This is a genomic window from Curtobacterium sp. C2H10 (genome assembly GCF_025407985.1).
Classification (GTDB): domain Bacteria; phylum Actinomycetota; class Actinomycetes; order Actinomycetales; family Microbacteriaceae; genus Curtobacterium.
The window spans coordinates 16,746-36,491 of record NZ_JABXGF010000034.1 but is presented as its reverse complement, the minus strand read 5'-3'; the positions used below and the strand labels follow the sequence as shown (position 1 = coordinate 36,491).

Below are 19,746 nucleotides of genomic sequence, written 5' to 3'. Positions count from 1 at the left end.
GCTTCGGGCAGCGCCCGGGCCAGGGTGGCGGCGGTCGTGGCGGCCCCGGTGGTCGTCCGGGCGGTGCCGGTGGTGCCGGTGGCGGCTTCCCGCGTCCGGCCTTCAGCGGCCCGCGTCCCGCCGGTGGCGGTGGCCGCGGTCGTGGCCCCGGTGGCGGTACCGCTGGTGCGTTCGGTCGCGGTGGCGGCAAGAGCCGTGCCCGCAAGTCGAAGCGGACGAAGCGCGCCGAGTACGAGATGCGGCAGGCGCCGTCGCTCGGCGGTGTGCAGGTCCCTCGTGGTGACGGCAACACGGTCGTCCGTCTGCGTCGCGGAGCGAGCATCTCGGACTTCGCGGACAAGATCGACGCGAGCCCCGGCAACCTGGTGACGGTGCTGTTCCACCTCGGTGAGATGGCGACCGCGACCGAGTCGCTGGACGAGGCCACGTTCGAGGTCCTCGGCGAGGAGCTGGGCTACAAGATCCAGATCGTCTCGCCGGAAGACGAGGACAAGGAGCTCCTCGAGGGCTTCGACATCGACCTCGAAGCCGAGCTGGACGACGAGGACGACTCGGTGCTGCAGCAGCGGCCCCCGGTGGTCACCGTCATGGGTCACGTCGACCACGGCAAGACCCGCCTGCTCGACGCGATCCGCAACTCGAAGGTCGTCGAGGGTGAAGCCGGTGGCATCACCCAGCACATCGGTGCGTACCAGATCGTCACCGAGCACGAGGGCATCGAGCGCCCGATCACCTTCATCGACACCCCGGGTCACGAGGCCTTCACGGCCATGCGTGCCCGTGGTGCCCAGGTGACGGACATCGCGATCCTCGTGGTCGCGGCGGACGACGGCATCATGCCCCAGACGATCGAGGCACTGAACCACGCGCAGTCGGCCGGTGTGCCGATCGTGGTCGCGGTGAACAAGATCGACAAGGAAGGCGCGAACCCGGCCAAGGTCCGCCAGCAGCTCACCGAGTACAACCTGGTGGCCGAGGAGTACGGCGGCGACGTCATGTTCGTCGACGTGTCGGCTCGTCAGAACATCGGCATCCAGGACCTCCTGGACGCCGTGCTGCTCACGGCCGACGCCGGTCTCGACCTGCGTGCGAACCCCGACAAGGACGCCCGCGGTGTGGCGATCGAAGCACGCCTCGACAAGGGCCGTGGTTCGGTTGCGACCGTGCTCATCCAGTCCGGCACACTGCACGTCGGCGACGCCATCGTGGCGGGGACGGCCTACGGCCGCGTCCGTGCGATGACCGACGAGAACGGCGTGGCGGTCAAGGCCGCGACGCCGAGCCGTCCGGTCCAGGTGCAGGGTCTGTCCTCGGTGCCCCGCGCCGGTGACACCTTCCTCGTCACCGAAGAGGACCGCACGGCACGTCAGATCGCCGAGAAGCGTGAAGCCGCCGAGCGCAACGCCCAGCTGGCCAAGGCCCGCAAGCGCATCTCGCTCGAGGACTTCACCCGTGCACTCGAAGAGGGCAAGGTCGACTCGCTCAACCTCATCATCAAGGGTGACGTCTCCGGTGCCGTCGAGGCACTCGAGCAGTCGCTCCTGGACATCGAGGTCGACGACAGCGTCCAGCTCCGGATCCTGCACCGCGGCGTCGGTGCGATCACGGAGTCGGACATCGACCTGGCCACGATCGACAACGCGATCGTCGTCGGCTTCAACGTCCGCCCGGACGTCAAGGCCCGCGAGCGTGCAGCGCGCGAAGGCATCGACGTGCGCTTCTACTCGGTCATCTACAACGCACTCGAGGACATCGAGCAGTCCCTCAAGGGCATGCTCAAGCCCGAGTACGAAGAGGTCCAGTCGGGTGTCGCCGAGATCCGCGAGGTGTTCCGCTCCTCGAAGTTCGGCAACATCGCGGGTGTCATCGTCCGCTCCGGCACGATCACGCGCAACGCCAAGGCGCGCGTCATCCGAGAAGGCGTGGTGCTCGCCGATGGTCTGGCCATCGAGTCGCTGCGTCGGTTCAAGGACGACGTGACCGAGGTCCGCACGGACTTCGAAGCCGGTATCGGTCTGGGCAAGTTCAACGACATCCAGATCGGCGACGAGATCGAGACCACCGAGCTCGTCGAGAAGCCGCGCGACTGATCGCGTGACTACCCTGGGCCCCGGCTTCCTTCACGGGAGGTCGGGGCCCAGCCCCGTTCCAGAGCAAGACATCTCCACAGGAGGCACCCATGGCCGATCCGCAGCGCGCACGCAAGATGGCGGACCGCATCAAGGAAGTCGTCGCACGCCGACTCGACAAGGGCCTTCGCGACCCGCGACTCGGGTTCGTGACGATCACCGACGTCCGTGTGACCGGTGACCTGCAGCACGCGTCGATCTTCTACACCGTGTACGGCACCGACGAGGAGCGTGCCGACTCCGCCGCGGCGCTCAAGGCCGCGACCGGGATGCTCCGGTCCGAGGTCGGCAAGAACATCACCGCTCGTCTGACCCCGTCGCTCGAGTTCATCGCCGACGCCCTGCCGGAGACCTCGGCGCACATGGAGGACCTGCTCGTGCAGGCCCAGGTGCGCGACGAGCAGGTCCGTGCAGCCGCGGCCGGCGCGACCTACGCCGGCGACGCCGACCCGTACAAGCACGACGAGGACGAGGACGAGGACGACTCCGCCGCGGCGCGCGCCTGACCCGTCCGATCAGCCCTCGGGCAGCCGGTAGCCGCTCGCGTCGTCCCCGACGGCCAGTCCGTCGCGCAGGAGCGACGCGAGCGCCCGGTCCCGCTGCTCGGCGTCGGGCCACACCGGTTCGATCTCGTCGCGCGTGACGGGGACGTCGCTCGCGCGGAGCTCCGCCATGATGAGCCCGCGCACCTGCCGGTCGCTGCCGGCGAACTTCGCCTGCTTCGGCGCGCGTGGGCCGTCGTGCTCCGGGTAGCCGGCGGCCCGCCACGCGCAGCGGTCGGCGATCGGGCACGCGTCGCACGCGGGGGAGCGGGCGACGCAGACGAGCGCACCGAGCTCCATCACCGCGGCGTTCGTCGCTGCGGCGTCGTCACGGTCGTCCGGCAGCACCGACTCCATCAGCGGGAGGTCCTGCTTCGCCTTCGCCGGGCCCGGTTCGCCCTGGCCGAGCAGGGCGCGGGCGAGGACGCGCCGGACGTTCACGTCGACGACCGGGTGCCGGTCGCCGTACGCGAACACGGCGACCGCTCGGGCCGTGTAGTCCCCGATCCCGGGCAGCGCGAGCAGCGCGTCCACGTCCCGGGGCACCACGTTGTCGTGCTGCTCGGCGATCGCCGTCGCGGCCGCGTGCAGCGCGAGCGCCCGTCTCGGGTAGCCGAGCCGGTCCCAGGCACGCACCGCGTCCGCCGGGGGTGAGGCCGCGAGGTCCGCAGGCGTCGGCCAGCGGGTGAGCCATGCCTCCAGGCGGGGCACGACACGCGCGACCTGGGTCTGCTGCAGCATGATCTCGCTGACCAGCGTGCCCCACGCGGGGAACCCGGGACGCCGCCACGGCAGGTCGCGCGCCTCGGCGCGGAACCACGCGATGAGCGGCGTCGCGATGTCCGTTCGTCGGGTCGCGTCCTGTGGACGGGTCGGGTTGTCCACATTCGGACTGGAGGCACGACTCGCGTTCACCACGACAGCCTACGGTGGGTGCATGGCACGTTGGGCACCCCAGGAGACCGACACCATGGCCGCGATCGCGGCCGAGGTGATCGCGCAGGTCGGCACGAACCGGACGGTCGTCGGCATCGACGGACAGGACGGCGTCGACCTCGAACGCGTGGCCTCCGGGCTCGTCGACGGCTTCCAGCAGCACGGGGTGTCCGCGATGGCCGCCGCCGCACCGTCGAGCGACGTCGACGCGTTGCGGGCCGACCTCGTCGCGCCGTTCCGGTCCACCGGCGAGGGCCCCGGCATCCTCGTGGTGCACGGACACGGGGTGCTGGCACACGGTGCCCACCGACTCTGGCGTTGGTCGCTGTGGGTGGAGCAGGAGTCCGGGCGCCTTGAGCGCCGCGCGGACGTCAAGATCGCCGCGTCCGCGGTGCTGGACGTCACCGACCCCGAGCACCCGCGTCGCGAGTGGAACGACGCCTGCTGAGTCGCCGGAGCGCTGGTAATCTCCTCTGGTGCTCGAAACCGCGCCCGACGGCATCCTCCTCGTCGACAAGCCGCAGGGGATCTCCAGCCACCGGGTCGTCTCCATCGCCCGACGTCGGCTGGGTCTGAAGAAGGTCGGCCACGCCGGCACGCTCGACCCGATGGCGACCGGCCTGCTCCTGCTCGGGATCGGCCCGTCGACCCGGCTCCTGACGCACCTCGTCGGGCTCGGCAAGACCTACACCGCCACGATCCGTCTCGGGGTCTCGACCGACTCGGACGACGCCGACGGGACCCCCACCGCAGCCGTGGGCACGTCCTCGGCGGACGTGTCCGAGGCCGCGGTCGAGCGGGCCGTCGCCGCGCAGCGCGGACAGATCTCGCAGGTGCCGTCGACCGTCAGCGCCATCAAGGTCGACGGCCGCCGCGCCTACGACCTCGCGCGCAAGGGTGAAGCGGTCGTCCTGCAGTCCCGGACCGTGACGGTGTCGCGGTTCGACGTCACCGGCCGGGGCGACCGCGTCGTCTCCGTCGACGGCGAGGACGTGGCCGTGATCGACCTCGACGTCGTCGTGTCGTGCTCGTCCGGCACCTACGTGCGCGCGCTGGCCCGTGACGTCGGCGCCGCACTCGGCACCGGCGCTCACCTCACCGCGCTCCGCCGCACCGAAGTCGGCCCCTTCAGCGTCGACGACGCGATCGACCTCGAGGACGAGTCCGTCGACGTCCGGGCCGCACTCGCCCGACCGGTCGACGTCGCCCGCACCCTGTTCCCGTCCGTGCCGCTCGACCCGGCCGCGGCGAAGGACCTCGCCGACGGCAAGCGCGTCGCGGCGGACCACCCCGACACCGACGGCCCGGTCGCGGCCGTCGCCACCGAGGGGGACCGGCTCGTCGGGCTCGTCTCGGTGCGTCGCGGACTGCTGCGCGTCATCACCAACTTCCCGACGGCATCGGGGGTGGGCGCGTGATCGAGTGGTTCATGTGGGTGCAGCTCGTCATCGCCGTGCTCGCCGGGCTCTTCGCGGTCGTCATGGGGTTCATCGGCTGGAAGCCGAACGACTACACGGTCGGGTCGCTCGCGCTCATCGAGCTGCTGCTCCTCGCCCAGGGTGTGATCTCCCTCGTCCTGCCGGCCACGGGCAGCCCGCCGGTCGGCAACGCGCTCGAGTTCGGCGTGTACGCGGTCTCGGTGCTCCTCGTCCCGCCGGCGACCATCGTCTGGGCGCTCATCGACCGGACGAAGTGGAGCACGGTGGTCCTCGGGGCCGGTGCGTTCACCGTCGCGGTGATGGTCTACCGGATGTACCAGATCTGGTTCGCCCTGAACTGACCCGCTCGCGTGCCCTCGGCGACTGCGCGTTCGTCGTGGTGCGTCATCGTGGCCGCCCGCCGTCGGTAGAATCGGTGCAATGGCGACCAGATCCTCCCTCGCGACCGGCATCGGCCGCGTCCTCATCGCCGTCTACGGCATCCTCGCGCTGGCAGCGACGGGACGCAGCGTCGTGCAGATCATCGAGAAGTTCTCGTTCGCACCGTTCGCGTACACCCTCAGCGCCGTCGCCGCGGTCGTGTACATCGTCGCGATGATCGCCCTCATCGTGCCGGGTCGGTTCTGGTACCGCGTGGCCTGCGTCACGATCGTCTTCGAGATGACCGGCGTGCTCGTGATCGGCACGCTGTCACTCTTCGACCGGCAGCTGTTCCCCGACGACACCATCTGGTCGTACTACGGCATGGGCTACGCCTTCGCGCCGCTGGTGCTGCCGGTGGCCGGACTCTGGTGGCTTCGCAAGCACCACCGCACCGCCACCGCGACCGAGACGACCCCGTCCGCCGTACCGGCCGGCGAGTAGGGACCGACGTGCAGTACTACGACGACACCGCCGACGTGGCGCAGGGCTTCGGGCCGAGCGCGGTCACCATCGGGAAGTTCGACGGGGTCCACGTCGGGCACCGTGCGGTCATCGCGCACCTCGAGCGTGCGGCGCGCGAGCACGGCCTCGTGTCCACGGTCGTGACGTTCGACCGCCACCCGCTCGACGTGATCGACCCGGACAAGGTGCCGCCCGCCCTGACGAGCATCGCCCAGCGGCGCGAGCTGCTCGACGACGTCGGGGTCGACGCCACCCTGCTGCTCCGGTTCGACCACGAGCTCCAGTCGAAGGCACCAGAGGCCTTCGTGTCCGAGATCCTCGTCGACACCCTGCACGCCCAGCTCGTGTTCGTCGGCAGCGACTTCCGGTTCGGGGCGAAGGGCGCCGGCGACGTCGCCCTCCTGCGCGAGCTGGGGGAGCAGCACGGCTTCACCGTCGAGCTCATCGACGACGTCGACCTGGTCGACGACGTCCGGCCGGACGGTGAGCGACGGGTGTCCTCGACGTGGATCCGCGAGCTCCTCGGGGACGGCCGCGTCGCCGAGGCCGCGCGCCTGCTCGGCCGTGAACACGCGGTGCGGAGCGTCGTCGTGCACGGGAACGAGCGCGGTCGGGCGATGGGCTACCCGACGGCGAACCTCGACCCGGCGTCCGAGGGCTTCGTCCCCGCCGACGGCGTCTACGCCGCACGGGTGCTGCACGACGGCACGGTGTACCCGGCTGCCGTCTCGGTCGGCAACAACCCGACGTTCGAGGGCGTGCCGGCGAAGCAGATCGAGGCGCACCTGCTCGACGTGGACATCGACCTCTACGGCGACACGATCTCGGTGCTGTTCGTCTCGTACGTGCGGGGCATGGTGAAGTTCGACTCGATGGACGAGCTCGCCGAGCAGATGCGGCAGGACGACCGCGACATCCGGACGCTGCTGGGGCTCCCCGCCGTCGTCTGACCAGTTGTCGCAGTGTGCGAGGTTCCGGCCTCGGTGCGAGGGCATCCGCGTCCCACGGTGCGCGGGACCTCGCACACTGCGGACGTCCCCCAAGCCCTGCGACCGTACGACGAAGCCCCCGCGACCGAACGGTCGCGGGGGCTTCGTCGTACGGGGCGGATCAGCCGCCGAGGGCGTCGAGCCAGATCTTGCGGGCGTCGAGCGCTTCCTGCGCGTCCTTGATCTTGCGGGCGTCGCCCGAGGCCTGGGCATCGGCGAGCTCCGCTTCGAGCTTGCCGATCGCGTCCTCGAGCTGGCTCGCGAGACCGGACTGACGGGCCTTGCGCTCCGGGTCGGACGCCTTCCAGTGCTCGTCCTCGAGGCTGCGCACGTGGTCCTCGACCGCGCGGAGACGGTCCTCGATGCGCCGGACGTCACCGCGGGGGACCTTGCCGATCTCGTCCCACCGGCGCTGGATGCCCGTGAGGGTCTTGCGTGCGGCTGCCCGGTCGGTGACCTTCAGGAGCGGCTCGGCCTCGGTCAGGAGCGCCTGCTTCGCTTCGAGGTTCGCCGAGTACTCGACGTTCTCGGCAGCGGCTTCGGCGTGGCGCTGCTCGAACAGCACGTCACCCGCGGCCTTGAAGCGCGCCCAGAGTGCGTCGTCGTGCCGCTTGCCGGCCCGCCCCGCGCCCTTCCAGTCGTCGAGCAGTTCGCGGTACGCCGGGATCGCGTCGGACCCGCGGGGAGCGAGCGCCTCGGCCTGCTGGACGAGCTCCTGCTTGCGGTTGCGGGCGTCGCGGTGCTGGGCGTCGAGCTCGGAGTAGAACGCGCGACGGTGCTGGTCGACGGTCGAGCGAGCCGCGCGGAAACGCTTCCAGAGCTCGTTCGCCTCGTTCTTGGGGATGCGCGGGCCGTCGTGCTGGTGCTGCTGCCACCGCGCGAAGACGTCGTCGAGCTGCGCGGTGATCTGCTTCCACTGCGCCCGTGCCGGGTCGACCGCGGCGAGGGCCTCGGCTTCTTCCACCAGGGCGGTGCGGTGCGCCAGGGCGTCCGCGAGGGCCTGCTGTGCCTGCTCCGCCTGCTCCTTCGTCAGGGAGCCGAGCTGCTCGGTCAGGGCGGCGACGCGGGTCTCGAGCGACTTGAGGTCGCCGACGACACGGGCCTCGGCCACGAGGGCCTGCAGGTGCTCCACCGTGCGGGCGACGTCGTTCGCCGAGGCACCGCGCTGGACGCGCTGCTCGGCGATCTTCACCTGCCCCTCGAGGTCGGCGTACTTCCGCGCGAAGTAGGCGAGGGCTTCGTCGGGTGTCGCGTCCGGGTACTCACCGACGGCTTTCTCGGTGTCCTCGTACCGGACGTACACCGTCCCGTTCTCGTCGACCCGCCCCCAGGTCGTTGCTTCGTCAGGTCCCACAGGTCTCGCCTCGATCGTGGTCGTGCATCACCGACGTCGCCGTCGGCACGGTCAGGTCGTCAGCCTATTGCACGGAGAGCATCTGCGACCCGCCGGGTCGGCGCGCCTGTGGACTACTTCTCCTGCTCGATCGTCGCGCCGGTGATCTTCGTCGCCACCCTCGGCTCGCCGGTGCCGTCGCTGCCGGCGGAGGAGATGCCCTTCGACGTGATCTTCGACTCGAGTTCGTCGAGGCCGCTGGTGACCTTCCCGACGACGGTGTAGCCGCCGGTGGAGCCGTCCAGCGTGGTGTCGCCGTAGACGATGAAGAACTGCGTGGTCTGCGAGTACGCCGACGAACTGCGGGCGATCGCGATGGTCCCCTTGGCGTACTTGCCGTCGCTCGGGACGTTCTCGAGCGGGCCGTACTGGAAGCCGGCGTCACCGGTGCCGTCGCCGTTCGCGGAGCCACACTGCAGGAACTTGAACCCGGTGCTGTCGGCGAGTCGGTGGCAGGTCGTGCCGTTGTAGAACTGCTCCTGGATGAGCTTGATCTCGACGCTCGCGGCCTGGGGTGCCTTCTCGCCGTCCAGCTCGATGCCGAGCTTCACGTCCTTGTTCAGGGTGAGCGATCCGGTCCAGGTGGAGTCCTTCGCGATGGACTTGCTCGGGACGTCGCCCGTGTTCGCGGCGGTGGCACTCGCGGACGGGGTCGGCGTCGCGGTCGCGGAGGCACTCGCGCTCGCGTCCGCTCCGCCGCCCTGCGACCCGGCGAAGGCGAGCTGCGAACCGGTCGCCAACGCCGCGACGAGGACGAGGACACCGGCGCCGACGACGTTGTCCCGCACCCGACGGCGCCGCTGCCGTTCGTGCAGGCCCTGCCGTGCCGTGTAGAGGCGGAGGCGCTCGCGCGCCTCCCGGTTGTCACGCGCCTGGTTCTTCGGTGCCACGGTGCTGGTCGTACCTCTCGTCGAGTGTGCGACGAGCGTACTGTAAACGGCCCTGTCGGAGGCCTGGAGGCACGCCCCTGTCGGTGGGTCGGCCTACGATTGGTCACATGGCAGCGGACCGTTCGGGCATGCGTGCGCCCACCACCGGCGGTCGCGCCGGGCTGGCGCAGGGGTCCGTCCCGCTCGCGGTGCGGATGCGGCCGACCAGCCTCGACGAGGTCGCCGGACAGCAGCACCTGCTCGGCCGCGGCAGCCCCCTCGTGCAGCTCGCGACGGGCACGCGCGAGAACCCCGGCGGCGTCTCGGTGATCCTGTGGGGACCGCCCGGCACCGGCAAGACGACCCTGGCGCAGGCGATCGCGCGGCAGTCCGGTCGCGAGTTCGTCGAGCTGTCGGCCGTGACCGCCGGCGTGAAGGACGTGCGCGAGGTCATGGAGAAGGCGCTCACGCACCGTGACCTCTACGGCTCGACCACGGTCCTCTTCCTCGACGAGATCCACCGCTTCAGCAAGGCCCAGCAGGACGCCCTGCTGCCCGGCGTCGAGAACGGCTGGGTCATCCTCATCGCGGCGACGACCGAGAACCCGTCGTTCTCGGTCATCTCGCCGCTGCTGTCCCGCTCCCTGCTGCTCACGCTCAAGCCCCTCACCGACGAGGACCTCGGCATGCTCGTCGACCGCGCGGTCGAGGACCCGCGGGGTCTCGGCGGATCGGTCGTCCTCGGCGACGAGGCCCGCAGCGCCATCGTGCGGCTGTCCTCGGGCGACGCCCGTCGGGCACTCACCGCGCTCGAGGCCGCAGCGTCCTCGGCCGTCGCGGCGCAGGCCGACGACGACGCGGACGGGGCGCTCGACGGTGTCGACACCGTCCCGGTCGTCGACGCCGACACCGTCGCGGCAGCCGTCGACCGGGCACTGCTCCGCTACGACCGCCAGGGCGACGAGCACTACGACGTCATCAGCGCGTTCATCAAGTCCGTCCGGGGGAGCGACGTCGACGCCGCACTCCACTACCTGGCGCGCATGATCGAGGCGGGCGAGGACCCACGGTTCATCGCCCGTCGCATCATCATCTCGGCGTCCGAGGACATCGGCATGGCCGATCCGCAGGCCCTGCCCATCGCCGTCGCGGCCGCACAGGCGGTCCAGCTCATCGGCATGCCCGAGGGCCGGATCCCCCTGGCCGAGGCGGTCGTCTACCTGGCGACCGCGCCGAAGTCGAACGCCGCCTACAACGGGGTGAACGCCGCGATCGCCGACGTCAAGGCCGGGCGGCTCGGGGTCGTGCCGATGCACCTCCGCGACGCCCATTACCCCGGCGCGAAGCGGCTCGGCCACGGCAAGGGCTACGTCTACTCGCACGACGCCGAGCACGGTGTCGCCGAGCAGCAGTACCTGCCCGACGCGCTCGAGGGCACCGAGTACTACACCCCGACGGCGAACGGCTTCGAGCGCGAGGTCGGGCCGCGACTCGAGCGCCTCCGGAAGATCACCCGCGGCGAGTAGTGGCCGCCCCGAGTTCCTGCTAGCATTGCCGGGCCTACGTCCTGGTCCTCGAGCACGGCTGCGTCGAGGACAGAGTGCCACTCCGGTGGTACGGGGGCAGAGGTTCGGACTGTAGCCGTCCGATCCCACAGGCTCATCCCTCTGGATCCCGTCGTCGGGACCGATCCCTTCCGTGTGTCTCGTTGCCCACGGTCGGACGGATCCCCTCGAGTCATTCAGTTCAGACAGAGAAAAGGACCCTGTGTCTACCAAGTCACGTACCCGCAGCAAGACCCGCCTCTCGCGCGCGCTCGGCATCCCGCTGACGCCGAAGGCGGCCCGTTACCTCGAGAAGCGCCCCTACGGCCCCGGTGAGCACGGCCGCACCCGCCGTCGTGCGGACAGCGACTACGCCGTCCGCCTCCGTGAGAAGCAGCGTCTGCGCGCCCAGTACGGCATCCGCGAGAAGCAGCTCCGCATCGTCTTCGAAGAGGCCCGCAAGACGAAGGGCCTGACCGGTGAGAACCTGGTCGAGCTCCTCGAGCAGCGCCTCGACGCCCTCGTGCTCCGTGCCGGCTTCGCCCGCACCACCGCGCAGGCCCGTCAGCTGATCGTGCACCGTCACATCCTGGTCGACGGCAAGCTCGTCGACCGTCCGTCCTTCCGCGTGAAGGAGGGGCAGCTCATCCACGTGAAGCAGCGCTCCGAGTCCCTCGAGCCCTTCCAGGTCGCCGCCGCCGGTGGGCACCAGGAAGTCCTGCCGAAGGTCCCGGGCTACCTCGAGGTCGAGATCGACAAGCTCCAGGCCCGCCTGGTCCGTCGCCCGAAGCGCGCCGAGGTCCCCGTGACCTGTGAAGTGCAGCTCGTCGTCGAGTACTACGCAGCTCGCTGATCCACTGATCACACCCGAACGGCGGGTCGTCCTCTCACGAGGGCGGCCCGCCGTTCGGCGTCGGTGGCCGGTGTCGTCGGTAAGATCGTCTGGGCACGCACCGCTCGCGTGCACAAGAGGGAGAGGCACCGTGAAGCAGCTGTTCTTCGTCGCCGTCGGCGTCGTCATCGGGTTCGCCGTCGCGCACAAGGTCGCGAACACCCCCGGTGGCGCGCGGTTCTTCGCCGACGTGAACGCTCGCGCGGAAGCCTTCCGCGGTGCCGTCGCCGAGGGCTACCGCTCTCGCGAGGCCGAGCTCCGCACCGACGTCTGACCGACGACCCCTCCCACGCACACGACCTGAAACCAGGAAGCACCATGCAGACCGCAGAGATCCGCCGCCGTTGGCTCCAGTTCTTCGGTGACCGCGGCCACACCGTCGTCCCGTCCGCCTCGCTCGTCTCGGACGACCCCTCGCTCCTGTTCACGGTCGCCGGCATGGTGCCGTTCATCCCGTACCTGACCGGGCTCGTCCCCGCCCCGTACCCCCGCGCCACGAGTGTCCAGAAGTGCATCCGCACGAACGACATCGAAGAGGTCGGCAAGACCCCGCGGCACGGCACGTTCTTCCAGATGAACGGCAACTTCTCGTTCGGCGACTACTTCAAGGAGCAGGCGATCGAGTACGCCTGGCAGTTCCTGACGACGCCCGAGCCGGACGGTGGGCTCGGCTTCTCGCCCGACGACCTCTGGGTCACCGTGTACGAGGACGACGACGAGGCGATCGCCTTCTGGAAGCAGCACTCCTCGCTCCCCGACGAGCGGATCCAGCGGCTCGGCAAGGACACCAACTACTGGTCGACCGGGCAGCCCGGGCCGGCGGGCCCCTGCTCCGAGATCTTCTTCGACCGCGGTCCGGAGTACGGCATCGACGGCGGTCCGGCGACCGACGACGACCGCTACGTCGAGATCTGGAACCTCGTGTTCATGCAGTACCAGATCGCCGACGTCCGTTCGAAGTACGACTTCGAGATCACGGGCGAGCTGCCGAACAAGAACATCGACACGGGCATGGGGCTCGAGCGCGTCGCCTTCATCAAGCAGGGCGTCGACAACATGTACGAGATCGACCAGGTGCGCCCGGTCCTCGACGAGGCGGCGGCGATCTCCGGTCGTCGGTACGGCGCCGTGCACGAGGACGACGTCCGCATGCGCGTCATCGCGGACCACGTCCGGTCGGCGCTCATGCTCATCGCCGACGGCGTCTCCCCGTCGAACGAGGGCCGCGGCTACATCCTCCGCCGCCTGCTCCGCCGCACCGTGCGCGCGATGCGCCTGCTCGGCGTCGAGGGTGCGACCTTCCCCCGGCTCTTCCCCGCGTCGCGCGACGCCATGCGCGACGCCTACCCCGAGGTCGGCAGCGACTACGACCGCATCGCGCGCATCGCCTACGCGGAAGAGGAGACCTTCCTCCGCACGCTCGCGCAGGGCACGACGATCCTCGACGTCGCGGTCGAGCGCGCGAAGCAGGACGGCGCGCCCTCGATCGGCGGGGACACGGCGTTCCTCCTGCACGACACCTTCGGCTTCCCGATCGACCTCACGATGGAGATGGCTGAGGAAGCCGGCGTCCAGGTCGACCGGTCCGCGTTCGAGACCCTGATGTCCGAGCAGCGGGCGCGGGCGAAGGCGGACGCCAAGAGCAAGAAGACCGCACTCGCCGACCTCAGCGTCTACAGCGCGTTCCGGGCGAAGGGCGAGACCGTCTTCCTCGGCTACGACGCGCTCGAGGCCGAGACGAACATCCTCGGCATCATCGTGGGCGGCGTGAGCGTCGACCGTGCGGTCGCGGGCGACATCGCCGAGGTCATCCTCGGCGAGACCTCCCTCTACGCCGAGTCCGGTGGTCAGGACGCCGACCAGGGCTCGATCGTCGGCAACGGCTTCGACCTCGAGGTGCTCGACGTGCAGCGTCCCGTCGCCGGTCTGTGGAGCCACACGGTCCAGGTGCGCTCGGGCGAGGTCGGTGTCGGTGCGCTGGCGACGACCGTGGTCGACGCCGAGTACCGCCGCGGTGCGACTCAGGCGCACTCCGCGACGCACCTCGTGAACGCCGCACTGCGCGACATCCTCGGCCCGGAGGCACTCCAGGCCGGCTCGTACAACAAGTCGGGCTACATGCGGCTCGACTTCTCGTGGTCGCAGCCGGTCTCGCTCGAGACCCGTTCCGAGATCGAGGAGGTCGTGAACAACGCGATCAGCTCCGACCTCGAGGTCTCGACGCGCGTGCTCCCGCTCGACGAGGCCAAGTCGCTCGGCGCACAGGCGCTGTTCGGCGAGAAGTACGGCTCCGAGGTCCGCATGGTCGACATCGGCGGCCCGTGGTCCCGTGAGCTCTGCGGTGGCACGCACGTGGGGTCCAGCGCCCAGGTCGGTCTCGTCAACCTCGTGGGGGAGTCGAGCGTCGGTTCGACCAACCGCCGCGTCGAGGCGCTCGTCGGGCTCGAGGGCTTCCGCGACCTCGCCGTCGAGCGGACCATCGTGTCCCAGCTGTCGAGCGCACTCAAGGCCCCCCGAGAGGACCTGCCGACCCGCGTGCAGTCCCTGATGGAGGACCTGCGGACGGCGCAGAAGCGCGTCGCCGAGTTCGAGTCCGCCAACCTCCAGCAGCGCGTCCCGGCGATCGCACGCCAGGCGACGACGGTGGGTGCGACGACCGTCGTGGCCGAGTCCGTCCAGGGACTCCAGTCCGGTGACGACCTCCGCGCGCTCGCGACCGGTGTCCGCAGCCAGCTCGGCGACGGTGCCGCCGTGGTGGTCCTCGGCGCGGTCATCAACGACAAGCCGGTGGTCATCGTCGCGACGAACGACGCCGCCCGCGCCGCCGGTGTGCAGGCGGGACCGCTCGCGAAGGAGGCCGCCGGCGTCCTCGGTGGTGGTGGCGGCGGCAAGCCGGACCTCGCGCAGGGCGGTGGCACCGACGCGTCGGCGCTCCCGGCGGCCCTCCGTGCGGTCACCGACCGGCTCGCGGCCTGATCGTGGCGATCCGTTCCGGGCGCCGGCTCGGCGTCGACGTCGGCCGCGCCCGGATCGGGGTCGCCGTGTGCGACCGTGACGGGCTCCTCGCGACGCCCGTCGAGACGGTCGCCCGGCACGACGCCACGGACGTCCGGCGGATCCTCGAGATCGCGGAGGAGTACGACGTCCTCGAGATCGTCGTCGGGCTGCCGCTCTCGATGTCGGGCGGGGACACTCCCTCCACGGCGGACGCCCGGGAGTTCGCCGGGCGCCTGGCGGAACACCGTCCGGTGCGCCTGGTCGACGAACGGCTCTCGACCGTGACGGCCCAGCGCGGCCTGCACCAGGCCGGCAAGAACACGAAGAAGTCCCGCGCCGTGATCGACCAAGCGGCCGCTGTTATCATTCTGCAACACGCGCTCGACCACGAGCGTGCGGCCAGTGCCCCACCCGGGGCCACGCTCCCCTGAAACTGCGGACCACCGCAGTGCTCGCCTGAACGCGGCTGCCACACCGTCGCCCAGCACCCCGAGCCCAGACGGAGTTCCCGACCGAGAGACCCGAGGACCGTTGGCAGACGACCTGGACTGGAACGCGATCATCGCGCCCGGCAACGACGCCGAGCGGCGGAAGACGACTTCCGACCGTGCGGAGACCCGCGACGCACGCGGTGACGCGGGCGACACCACCGGTGCTCGGAACGGCGCCCCGGACGCGACCGGTCGACCGATGTCCCGACGCGAAGCACGCGCCGCCGAAGCCGCGCGGGCGCGCGCCGACGCGGGCCCCGCGGACGCGAGCCCGGCAAGCACCGACGCGGCCGGGTCGAGCGCCGACCGTCCCGACCTCGGCCGAGCCGACGTCGACCGTCGCGCCGCCGCCGCGGACGCCCCGGTGGCGTCGTCACCCGACGGACTGCACCCGGACGTGCACGCGCTCCTCACCGGCGAACTCCACGTCGACGACGACGCGCGTGCCGCGGCACGCGGCGGTGACGCCGGCGCGGCCACGGCCGCCGGCGCGGGTGCCGGCGCAGGTGGTCCCGACCAACCCGGCAACGGCCCCGGAGGCGCGGGAGACGGTGGACGCGGCGGTCGCGGTGGACGTGGGGGCGCCTCCAGGTCGCCACGCGGCCCGCGAGAGCCGCGTCCGAAGCGTCGTCGCGGCCCGCTCATCGCGGGCATCGTCATCGTCGCGGTGGTCCTCGCGGTCGGGGTGTCCGCGTACTCCTTCGCGGCGCCCAAGGTCCAGCAGCTCGTCGCCGCCATCAGCGGTTCCCAGGAGCCCGACGACTACTCCGGCGACGGCACCAGCAAGGTGACGATCACCATCAAGCAGGGCGACATCGGCGAGAACGTCGCCGCGACCCTGCAGCGCAGCGGTGTCGTGAAGGACTCGAAGGTCTTCTACAAGCTCCTGCTCGCCTCGCCGGACGTCCAGTTCCAGCCGGGGTCGTACGCGCTCAAGAAGAAGATGAGCTCGAAGGCGGCCCTCGCGGCGCTGCAGGACAAGGACAACCGCGTCCAAGCCTCCATCGTGATCCCCGAGGGCACGGCGCTCAAGGACATCGAGGCCGGCATGGTCTCGAAGGCTGGACTCTCCGCCGCCGAGGTCTCCGCCGCGGCGAAGGACCTCTCCGCGTACGACCTGCCGGCGAACACGACCACGCTCGAGGGCTGGCTGTTCCCCGCGACCTACCCGATCAACCCGGGGTGGAGCGCGACGGAGTACTTCAAGTCGATGGTCGACACGATGAAGGAGCACCTCTCGGCCGCCGGTGTGGCCGAGGCCGACCAGGAGCGCGTGATCGTCTTCGCCTCGCTCGTGCAGAAGGAGGCCGGCCTCGCCGCCGACTACCCGAAGGTCGCGCGGGTGTTCCAGAACCGGCTCGACATCGACATGCCGCTGCAGTCCGACGCGACGGTCGCCTACGGCACGGGCAACACCCACCGGGTGACGACGACCGACGCCGAGCGCAAGGACGCGTCGAACAAGTACAACACCTACGTGCACGACGGCCTGCCGCCGGCACCGATCTCGAACCCCGGCGACATCGCGATCAAGGCCGTCACGAACATGGCGCAGGGGAAGTGGCTGTACTTCGTGACGGTGAACCTCGAGACCGGCGAGACGGTGTTCTCCGACACGTACGCGCAGCACCTCGTCGCCGTCGACCAGTTCCAGGCGTGGCTCCGGGCACACCCCGACTACCAGTAGTCGAGCGGCGTCGCACGGGGCCCGGGCTGTGGGAAGATGGACACCATGCTTCGTTGGTTGACTGCTGGTGAGTCCCACGGACCCGAACTGATCGCGATGCTCGAGGGCCTGCCCGCGGGTGTCCCGGTGTCGTTCGAGTCCATCCGTACCGATCTCGCGCGACGCAAGCTCGGCTACGGCCGCGGCTCCCGCATGAAGTTCGAGCAGGACGAACTGCACGTCTCCGGCGGCGTCCGGCACGGCTACTCCCTCGGCAGCCCGATCGCGATCCGCATCGGCAACACCGAGTGGCCGAAGTGGGTCGAGGTCATGAACCCCGAGCCCGTCGAGCAGACCGACCTCTCCCGTGGTCGGAGCGCCCCGCTCACCCGCCCGCGTCCGGGCCACGCCGACCTCGTCGGCATGCAGAAGTACGGCTTCGACGAGGCCCGCCCGATCCTCGAACGCGCGAGCGCTCGCGAGACCGCGGCCCGGGTCGCGCTCGGCGCCGTGGCGAAGTCCTTCCTGGCCGAGCTCGGCATCCGATCGGTCGCGCACACGCTGCAGGTCGGCACGGTCCGCGTCCCCGACGGCACCGCGCTGCCCCTGCCGGACGACGTCGACCGCCTCGACGACGACCAGCTGCGGTGCTTCGACGCCGAGACCTCCGCCCGCATGGTGACCGAGGTCGAAGCCGCGAAGAAGGACGGCGACACCCTCGGCGGCGTCGTCGAGGTGCTGTTCTACGGCGTCCCGCCCGGACTCGGATCGCACGTGCAGTGGGACCGCCGGCTCGATGCTCGTCTCGCCGCGGCGATCATGGGCATCCAGGCGATCAAGGGCGTCGAGGTCGGCGACGGCTTCGCGACCGCTGCCCGCCGCGGGTCCGAGGCGCACGACGAGCTCTTCCGCGAAGACGGCGAGATCTACCGCACGTCCGACCGCGCCGGCGGCACCGAAGGTGGCATGTCCACGGGCACCGTGCTGCGCGTCCGCGCCGGCATGAAGCCGATCGCGACCGTCCCGCACGCGCTGCACACCATCGACGTCGCCACGGGTGAGGACGCCTCGGCGCACCACCAGCGCTCCGACGTCTGTGCCGTGCCGGCTGCCGGTGTCGTGGCCGAGGCCATGGTCGCGCTCGTCCTCGCCGACGCCGTGCTCGAGAAGTTCGGTGGCGACAACGTCGTCGAGACGAAGCGGAACCTCGACGCGTACCTCGCGTCGATCCCGGAGACGCTGCGCACCCGCAGCACCGAGGCCGCCGAGCACTCCACGGCCTGGTGACGCACGCACCCGAGCCGACGGCGGCGTCGCCGTCGGCCGGTCCCGCAGCCCCGGTCGTCATCATCGGGCCGATGGGCGCCGGCAAGTCCAGCGTCGGCAAGCGCGTGGCGAAGGCGCTGGGCGTCCCGTTCACCGACACCGACCGGGTGATCGTCCGCGAGCACGGTCCGATCCCCGGGATATTCGCGGACCGTGGCGAGGCCGCCTTCCGTGCACTCGAGGCGGCAGCCGTCCGGGCAGCGCTGTCGACCGGGGGCGTCATCGCCGTCGGTGGCGGGGCCGTCACCCACGTCGCCACGCGTGAGGCCATGGCCGGAGCGCGCATCGTCCTGCTGACCGTCTCGCCCGAGGCCGTCGCCGACCGGATCGCCGGCAGCGACCGCCCGCTCCTGGCGAACGGCGGCATCGACGCGTGGCAGACGATCATGGACGCGCGAGCGGCGACGTACGCCGAGCTCGCGCACGCGGTGTTCGACACCTCGCGCCGGCCGATGTCGCGCGTCGTCGACGACGTCGTCGCGTGGCTGCGCGACGGAACCCCTCCGGTCCGCACCGGTGCACCCACGAGCGAAGGAACAGTGTGACCGACCCGACCCAGTCCGTCCTCCCCGAGGGCACCACCGAGATCCGCGTCGGCGGCGCGGACGGGTACGTCGTGGCCGTCGGCAACGGCCTGCTCGGCTCGGTGCCGGCGCTCCTCGGCCCCCGTGTCGCCAAGGTCCTCATCGTGCACGCCCCGACGCTCGGCGCCCGGGCGAACGCGCTGCGCGACCTGCTCGTCGACGCCGGCCTCGAGGCCCTCATCGCCGAGGTCCCGGACGCCGAGGGTGCCAAGCGCGTCGAGGTCGCCGCGTTCTGCTGGCAGATCATGGGGCAGTCCGACTTCACCCGCACCGACGCCGTCATCGGCCTCGGCGGTGGTGCCGTGACCGACCTCGCCGGGTTCGTCGCGGCGACCTGGCTGCGCGGGGTGCCGTACGTCGCGATCCCCACGAGCGTCCTCGGCATGGTGGACGCGAGCGTCGGCGGCAAGACCGGCATCAACACCAACGAGGGCAAGAACCTCGTCGGCGCCTTCTACCCGCCCCGCGCGGTCGTCGCCGACATCGACCTCGTCGCCACGCTGCCCCGCAACGAGATCCTCACGGGCTTCGCCGAGATCGTGAAGGCCGGCTTCATCGCCGTCCCGGAGATCCTCGACATCATCGAGGCCGACGTCGATCGCGTCACCGACCCGACCACGCCGGAGTTCCGTCGCGTCGTCGAGCTCGCGATCGAGCTCAAGGCGCAGGTCGTCTCGGACGACTTCACCGAGCAGGGCCGCCGCGAGATCCTGAACTACGGGCACACCCTCGGGCACGCCATCGAGCACGCCGAGCGGTACCAGTGGCGACACGGAGCGGCCGTCGCGGTCGGGATGGTCTTCGCCGCCGAGCTCGCGCGCCTCACCGGACACCTCGACGACGCCACGGTGGACCGGCACCGCGCGATCCTCGAGTCGCTCGAGCTGCCCACGACCTACGGCATCGGCCGCTGGGAGGGTCTCCTCGCCACGATGCGTCGTGACAAGAAGGCCCGCGCCGGCATGCTCCGGTTCATCATCCTCGACGGTGTCGGCAAGCCGGTCACGCTCGAGGGACCCGAGGACCACCTGCTCTTCACCGCCTACCAGGAGGTCGGGGTCTAG

At 70.9% G+C, this 19,746-nt stretch carries 19 protein-coding genes; 16 read left to right on the top strand and 3 right to left on the bottom strand.

From position 1 onward, the window contains the following. Positions 1–2,090 (top strand): translation initiation factor IF-2 (infB, locus tag HWD93_RS12885; RefSeq protein ID WP_261647017.1); only part of this gene is annotated, 2,090 nt, incomplete at its 5' end. An 89-nt stretch (positions 2,091–2,179) separates the two neighbouring features. Next, entirely contained in the window at positions 2,180–2,635 is a 456-nt protein-coding gene (gene rbfA / locus HWD93_RS12880) for a 30S ribosome-binding factor RbfA (RefSeq protein WP_261647016.1), read from the top strand. A gap of 9 nt (positions 2,636–2,644) precedes the next feature. Here rbfA and HWD93_RS12875 read toward each other — a convergent pair whose 3' ends face one another. Next, entirely contained in the window at positions 2,645–3,556 is a 912-nt protein-coding gene (locus tag HWD93_RS12875) for an A/G-specific adenine glycosylase (protein WP_071296260.1), read from the bottom strand. Between the two features lie 52 nt (positions 3,557–3,608). Between HWD93_RS12875 and HWD93_RS12870 the strand changes: the two genes are divergently transcribed. The 5 genes from HWD93_RS12870 to HWD93_RS12850 all read left to right on the top strand — a co-directional run bounded on the left by HWD93_RS12870 (position 3,609) and on the right by HWD93_RS12850 (position 6,881). Next, on the top strand, positions 3,609–4,055 hold the full coding sequence (locus tag HWD93_RS12870) for a hypothetical protein (RefSeq protein ID WP_092386977.1): 447 nt from the start codon (positions 3,609–3,611) through the stop codon (positions 4,053–4,055). A gap of 28 nt (positions 4,056–4,083) precedes the next feature. Then, entirely contained in the window at positions 4,084–5,025 is a 942-nt protein-coding gene (gene truB / locus HWD93_RS12865) for a tRNA pseudouridine(55) synthase TruB (RefSeq protein ID WP_071296262.1), read from the top strand. Further along, positions 5,022–5,387 (top strand): hypothetical protein, encoded by a 366-nt coding sequence (locus HWD93_RS12860; protein WP_261647015.1) that lies wholly within the window; start codon positions 5,022–5,024, stop codon positions 5,385–5,387. The genes truB and HWD93_RS12860 overlap by 4 nt, the downstream gene beginning before the upstream one ends. A 79-nt stretch (positions 5,388–5,466) precedes the next feature. After that, the gene (locus tag HWD93_RS12855) at positions 5,467–5,910 is read left to right on the top strand and encodes a hypothetical protein (RefSeq protein WP_070416263.1); all 444 of its coding nucleotides are present in this window, start codon (positions 5,467–5,469) and stop codon (positions 5,908–5,910) included. An 8-nt stretch (positions 5,911–5,918) separates the two neighbouring features. Then, positions 5,919–6,881: a bifunctional riboflavin kinase/FAD synthetase gene (locus tag HWD93_RS12850; RefSeq protein ID WP_070416262.1), complete on the top strand. Its 963-nt coding sequence runs from the start codon at positions 5,919–5,921 to the stop codon at positions 6,879–6,881. Between the two features lie 160 nt (positions 6,882–7,041). Here the strand turns inward: HWD93_RS12850 and HWD93_RS12845 are convergent, their stop codons facing one another. Next, positions 7,042–8,274, bottom strand: coding sequence for a DUF349 domain-containing protein (locus tag HWD93_RS12845; protein WP_261647014.1), 1,233 nt, complete (start codon positions 8,272–8,274; stop codon positions 7,042–7,044). 113 nt (positions 8,275–8,387) lie between these two features. Continuing rightward, entirely contained in the window at positions 8,388–9,203 is an 816-nt protein-coding gene (locus tag HWD93_RS12840) for a peptidylprolyl isomerase (RefSeq protein WP_261647013.1), read from the bottom strand. Between the two features lie 128 nt (positions 9,204–9,331). On the opposite strand from HWD93_RS12840, the gene HWD93_RS12835 reads away from it, so the two are divergent. The 9 genes from HWD93_RS12835 (at position 9,332) to aroB (ending at position 19,746) form a co-directional block, all read left to right on the top strand. After that, the gene (locus HWD93_RS12835; RefSeq protein ID WP_229085049.1) at positions 9,332–10,708 is read left to right on the top strand and encodes a replication-associated recombination protein A; all 1,377 of its coding nucleotides are present in this window, start codon (positions 9,332–9,334) and stop codon (positions 10,706–10,708) included. A 241-nt stretch (positions 10,709–10,949) separates the two neighbouring features. Further along, on the top strand, positions 10,950–11,579 hold the full coding sequence (rpsD, locus tag HWD93_RS12830) for a 30S ribosomal protein S4 (RefSeq protein ID WP_058726527.1): 630 nt from the start codon (positions 10,950–10,952) through the stop codon (positions 11,577–11,579). Between the two features lie 130 nt (positions 11,580–11,709). Next, a complete protein-coding gene (locus HWD93_RS12825; RefSeq protein ID WP_070416260.1) occupies positions 11,710–11,892 on the top strand; it encodes a hypothetical protein in 183 nt (60 codons plus the stop codon). Between the two features lie 44 nt (positions 11,893–11,936). Beyond that, the gene (gene alaS / locus HWD93_RS12820) at positions 11,937–14,594 is read left to right on the top strand and encodes an alanine--tRNA ligase (protein WP_261647012.1); all 2,658 of its coding nucleotides are present in this window, start codon (positions 11,937–11,939) and stop codon (positions 14,592–14,594) included. Further along, a complete protein-coding gene (gene ruvX / locus HWD93_RS12815; protein ID WP_092386988.1) occupies positions 14,594–15,046 on the top strand; it encodes a Holliday junction resolvase RuvX in 453 nt (150 codons plus the stop codon). The genes alaS and ruvX overlap by 1 nt, the downstream gene beginning before the upstream one ends. Before the next feature lie 100 nt (positions 15,047–15,146). Further along, positions 15,147–16,793, top strand: coding sequence for an endolytic transglycosylase MltG (mltG, locus tag HWD93_RS12810; RefSeq protein ID WP_261647011.1), 1,647 nt, complete (start codon positions 15,147–15,149; stop codon positions 16,791–16,793). A gap of 45 nt (positions 16,794–16,838) precedes the next feature. After that, entirely contained in the window at positions 16,839–18,059 is a 1,221-nt protein-coding gene (gene aroC, locus HWD93_RS12805) for a chorismate synthase (protein WP_070419062.1), read from the top strand. Then, entirely contained in the window at positions 18,056–18,643 is a 588-nt protein-coding gene (locus HWD93_RS12800) for a shikimate kinase (RefSeq protein ID WP_261647010.1), read from the top strand. The genes aroC and HWD93_RS12800 overlap by 4 nt, the downstream gene beginning before the upstream one ends. Beyond that, entirely contained in the window at positions 18,640–19,746 is a 1,107-nt protein-coding gene (gene aroB / locus HWD93_RS12795; protein ID WP_261647009.1) for a 3-dehydroquinate synthase, read from the top strand. The genes HWD93_RS12800 and aroB overlap by 4 nt, the downstream gene beginning before the upstream one ends.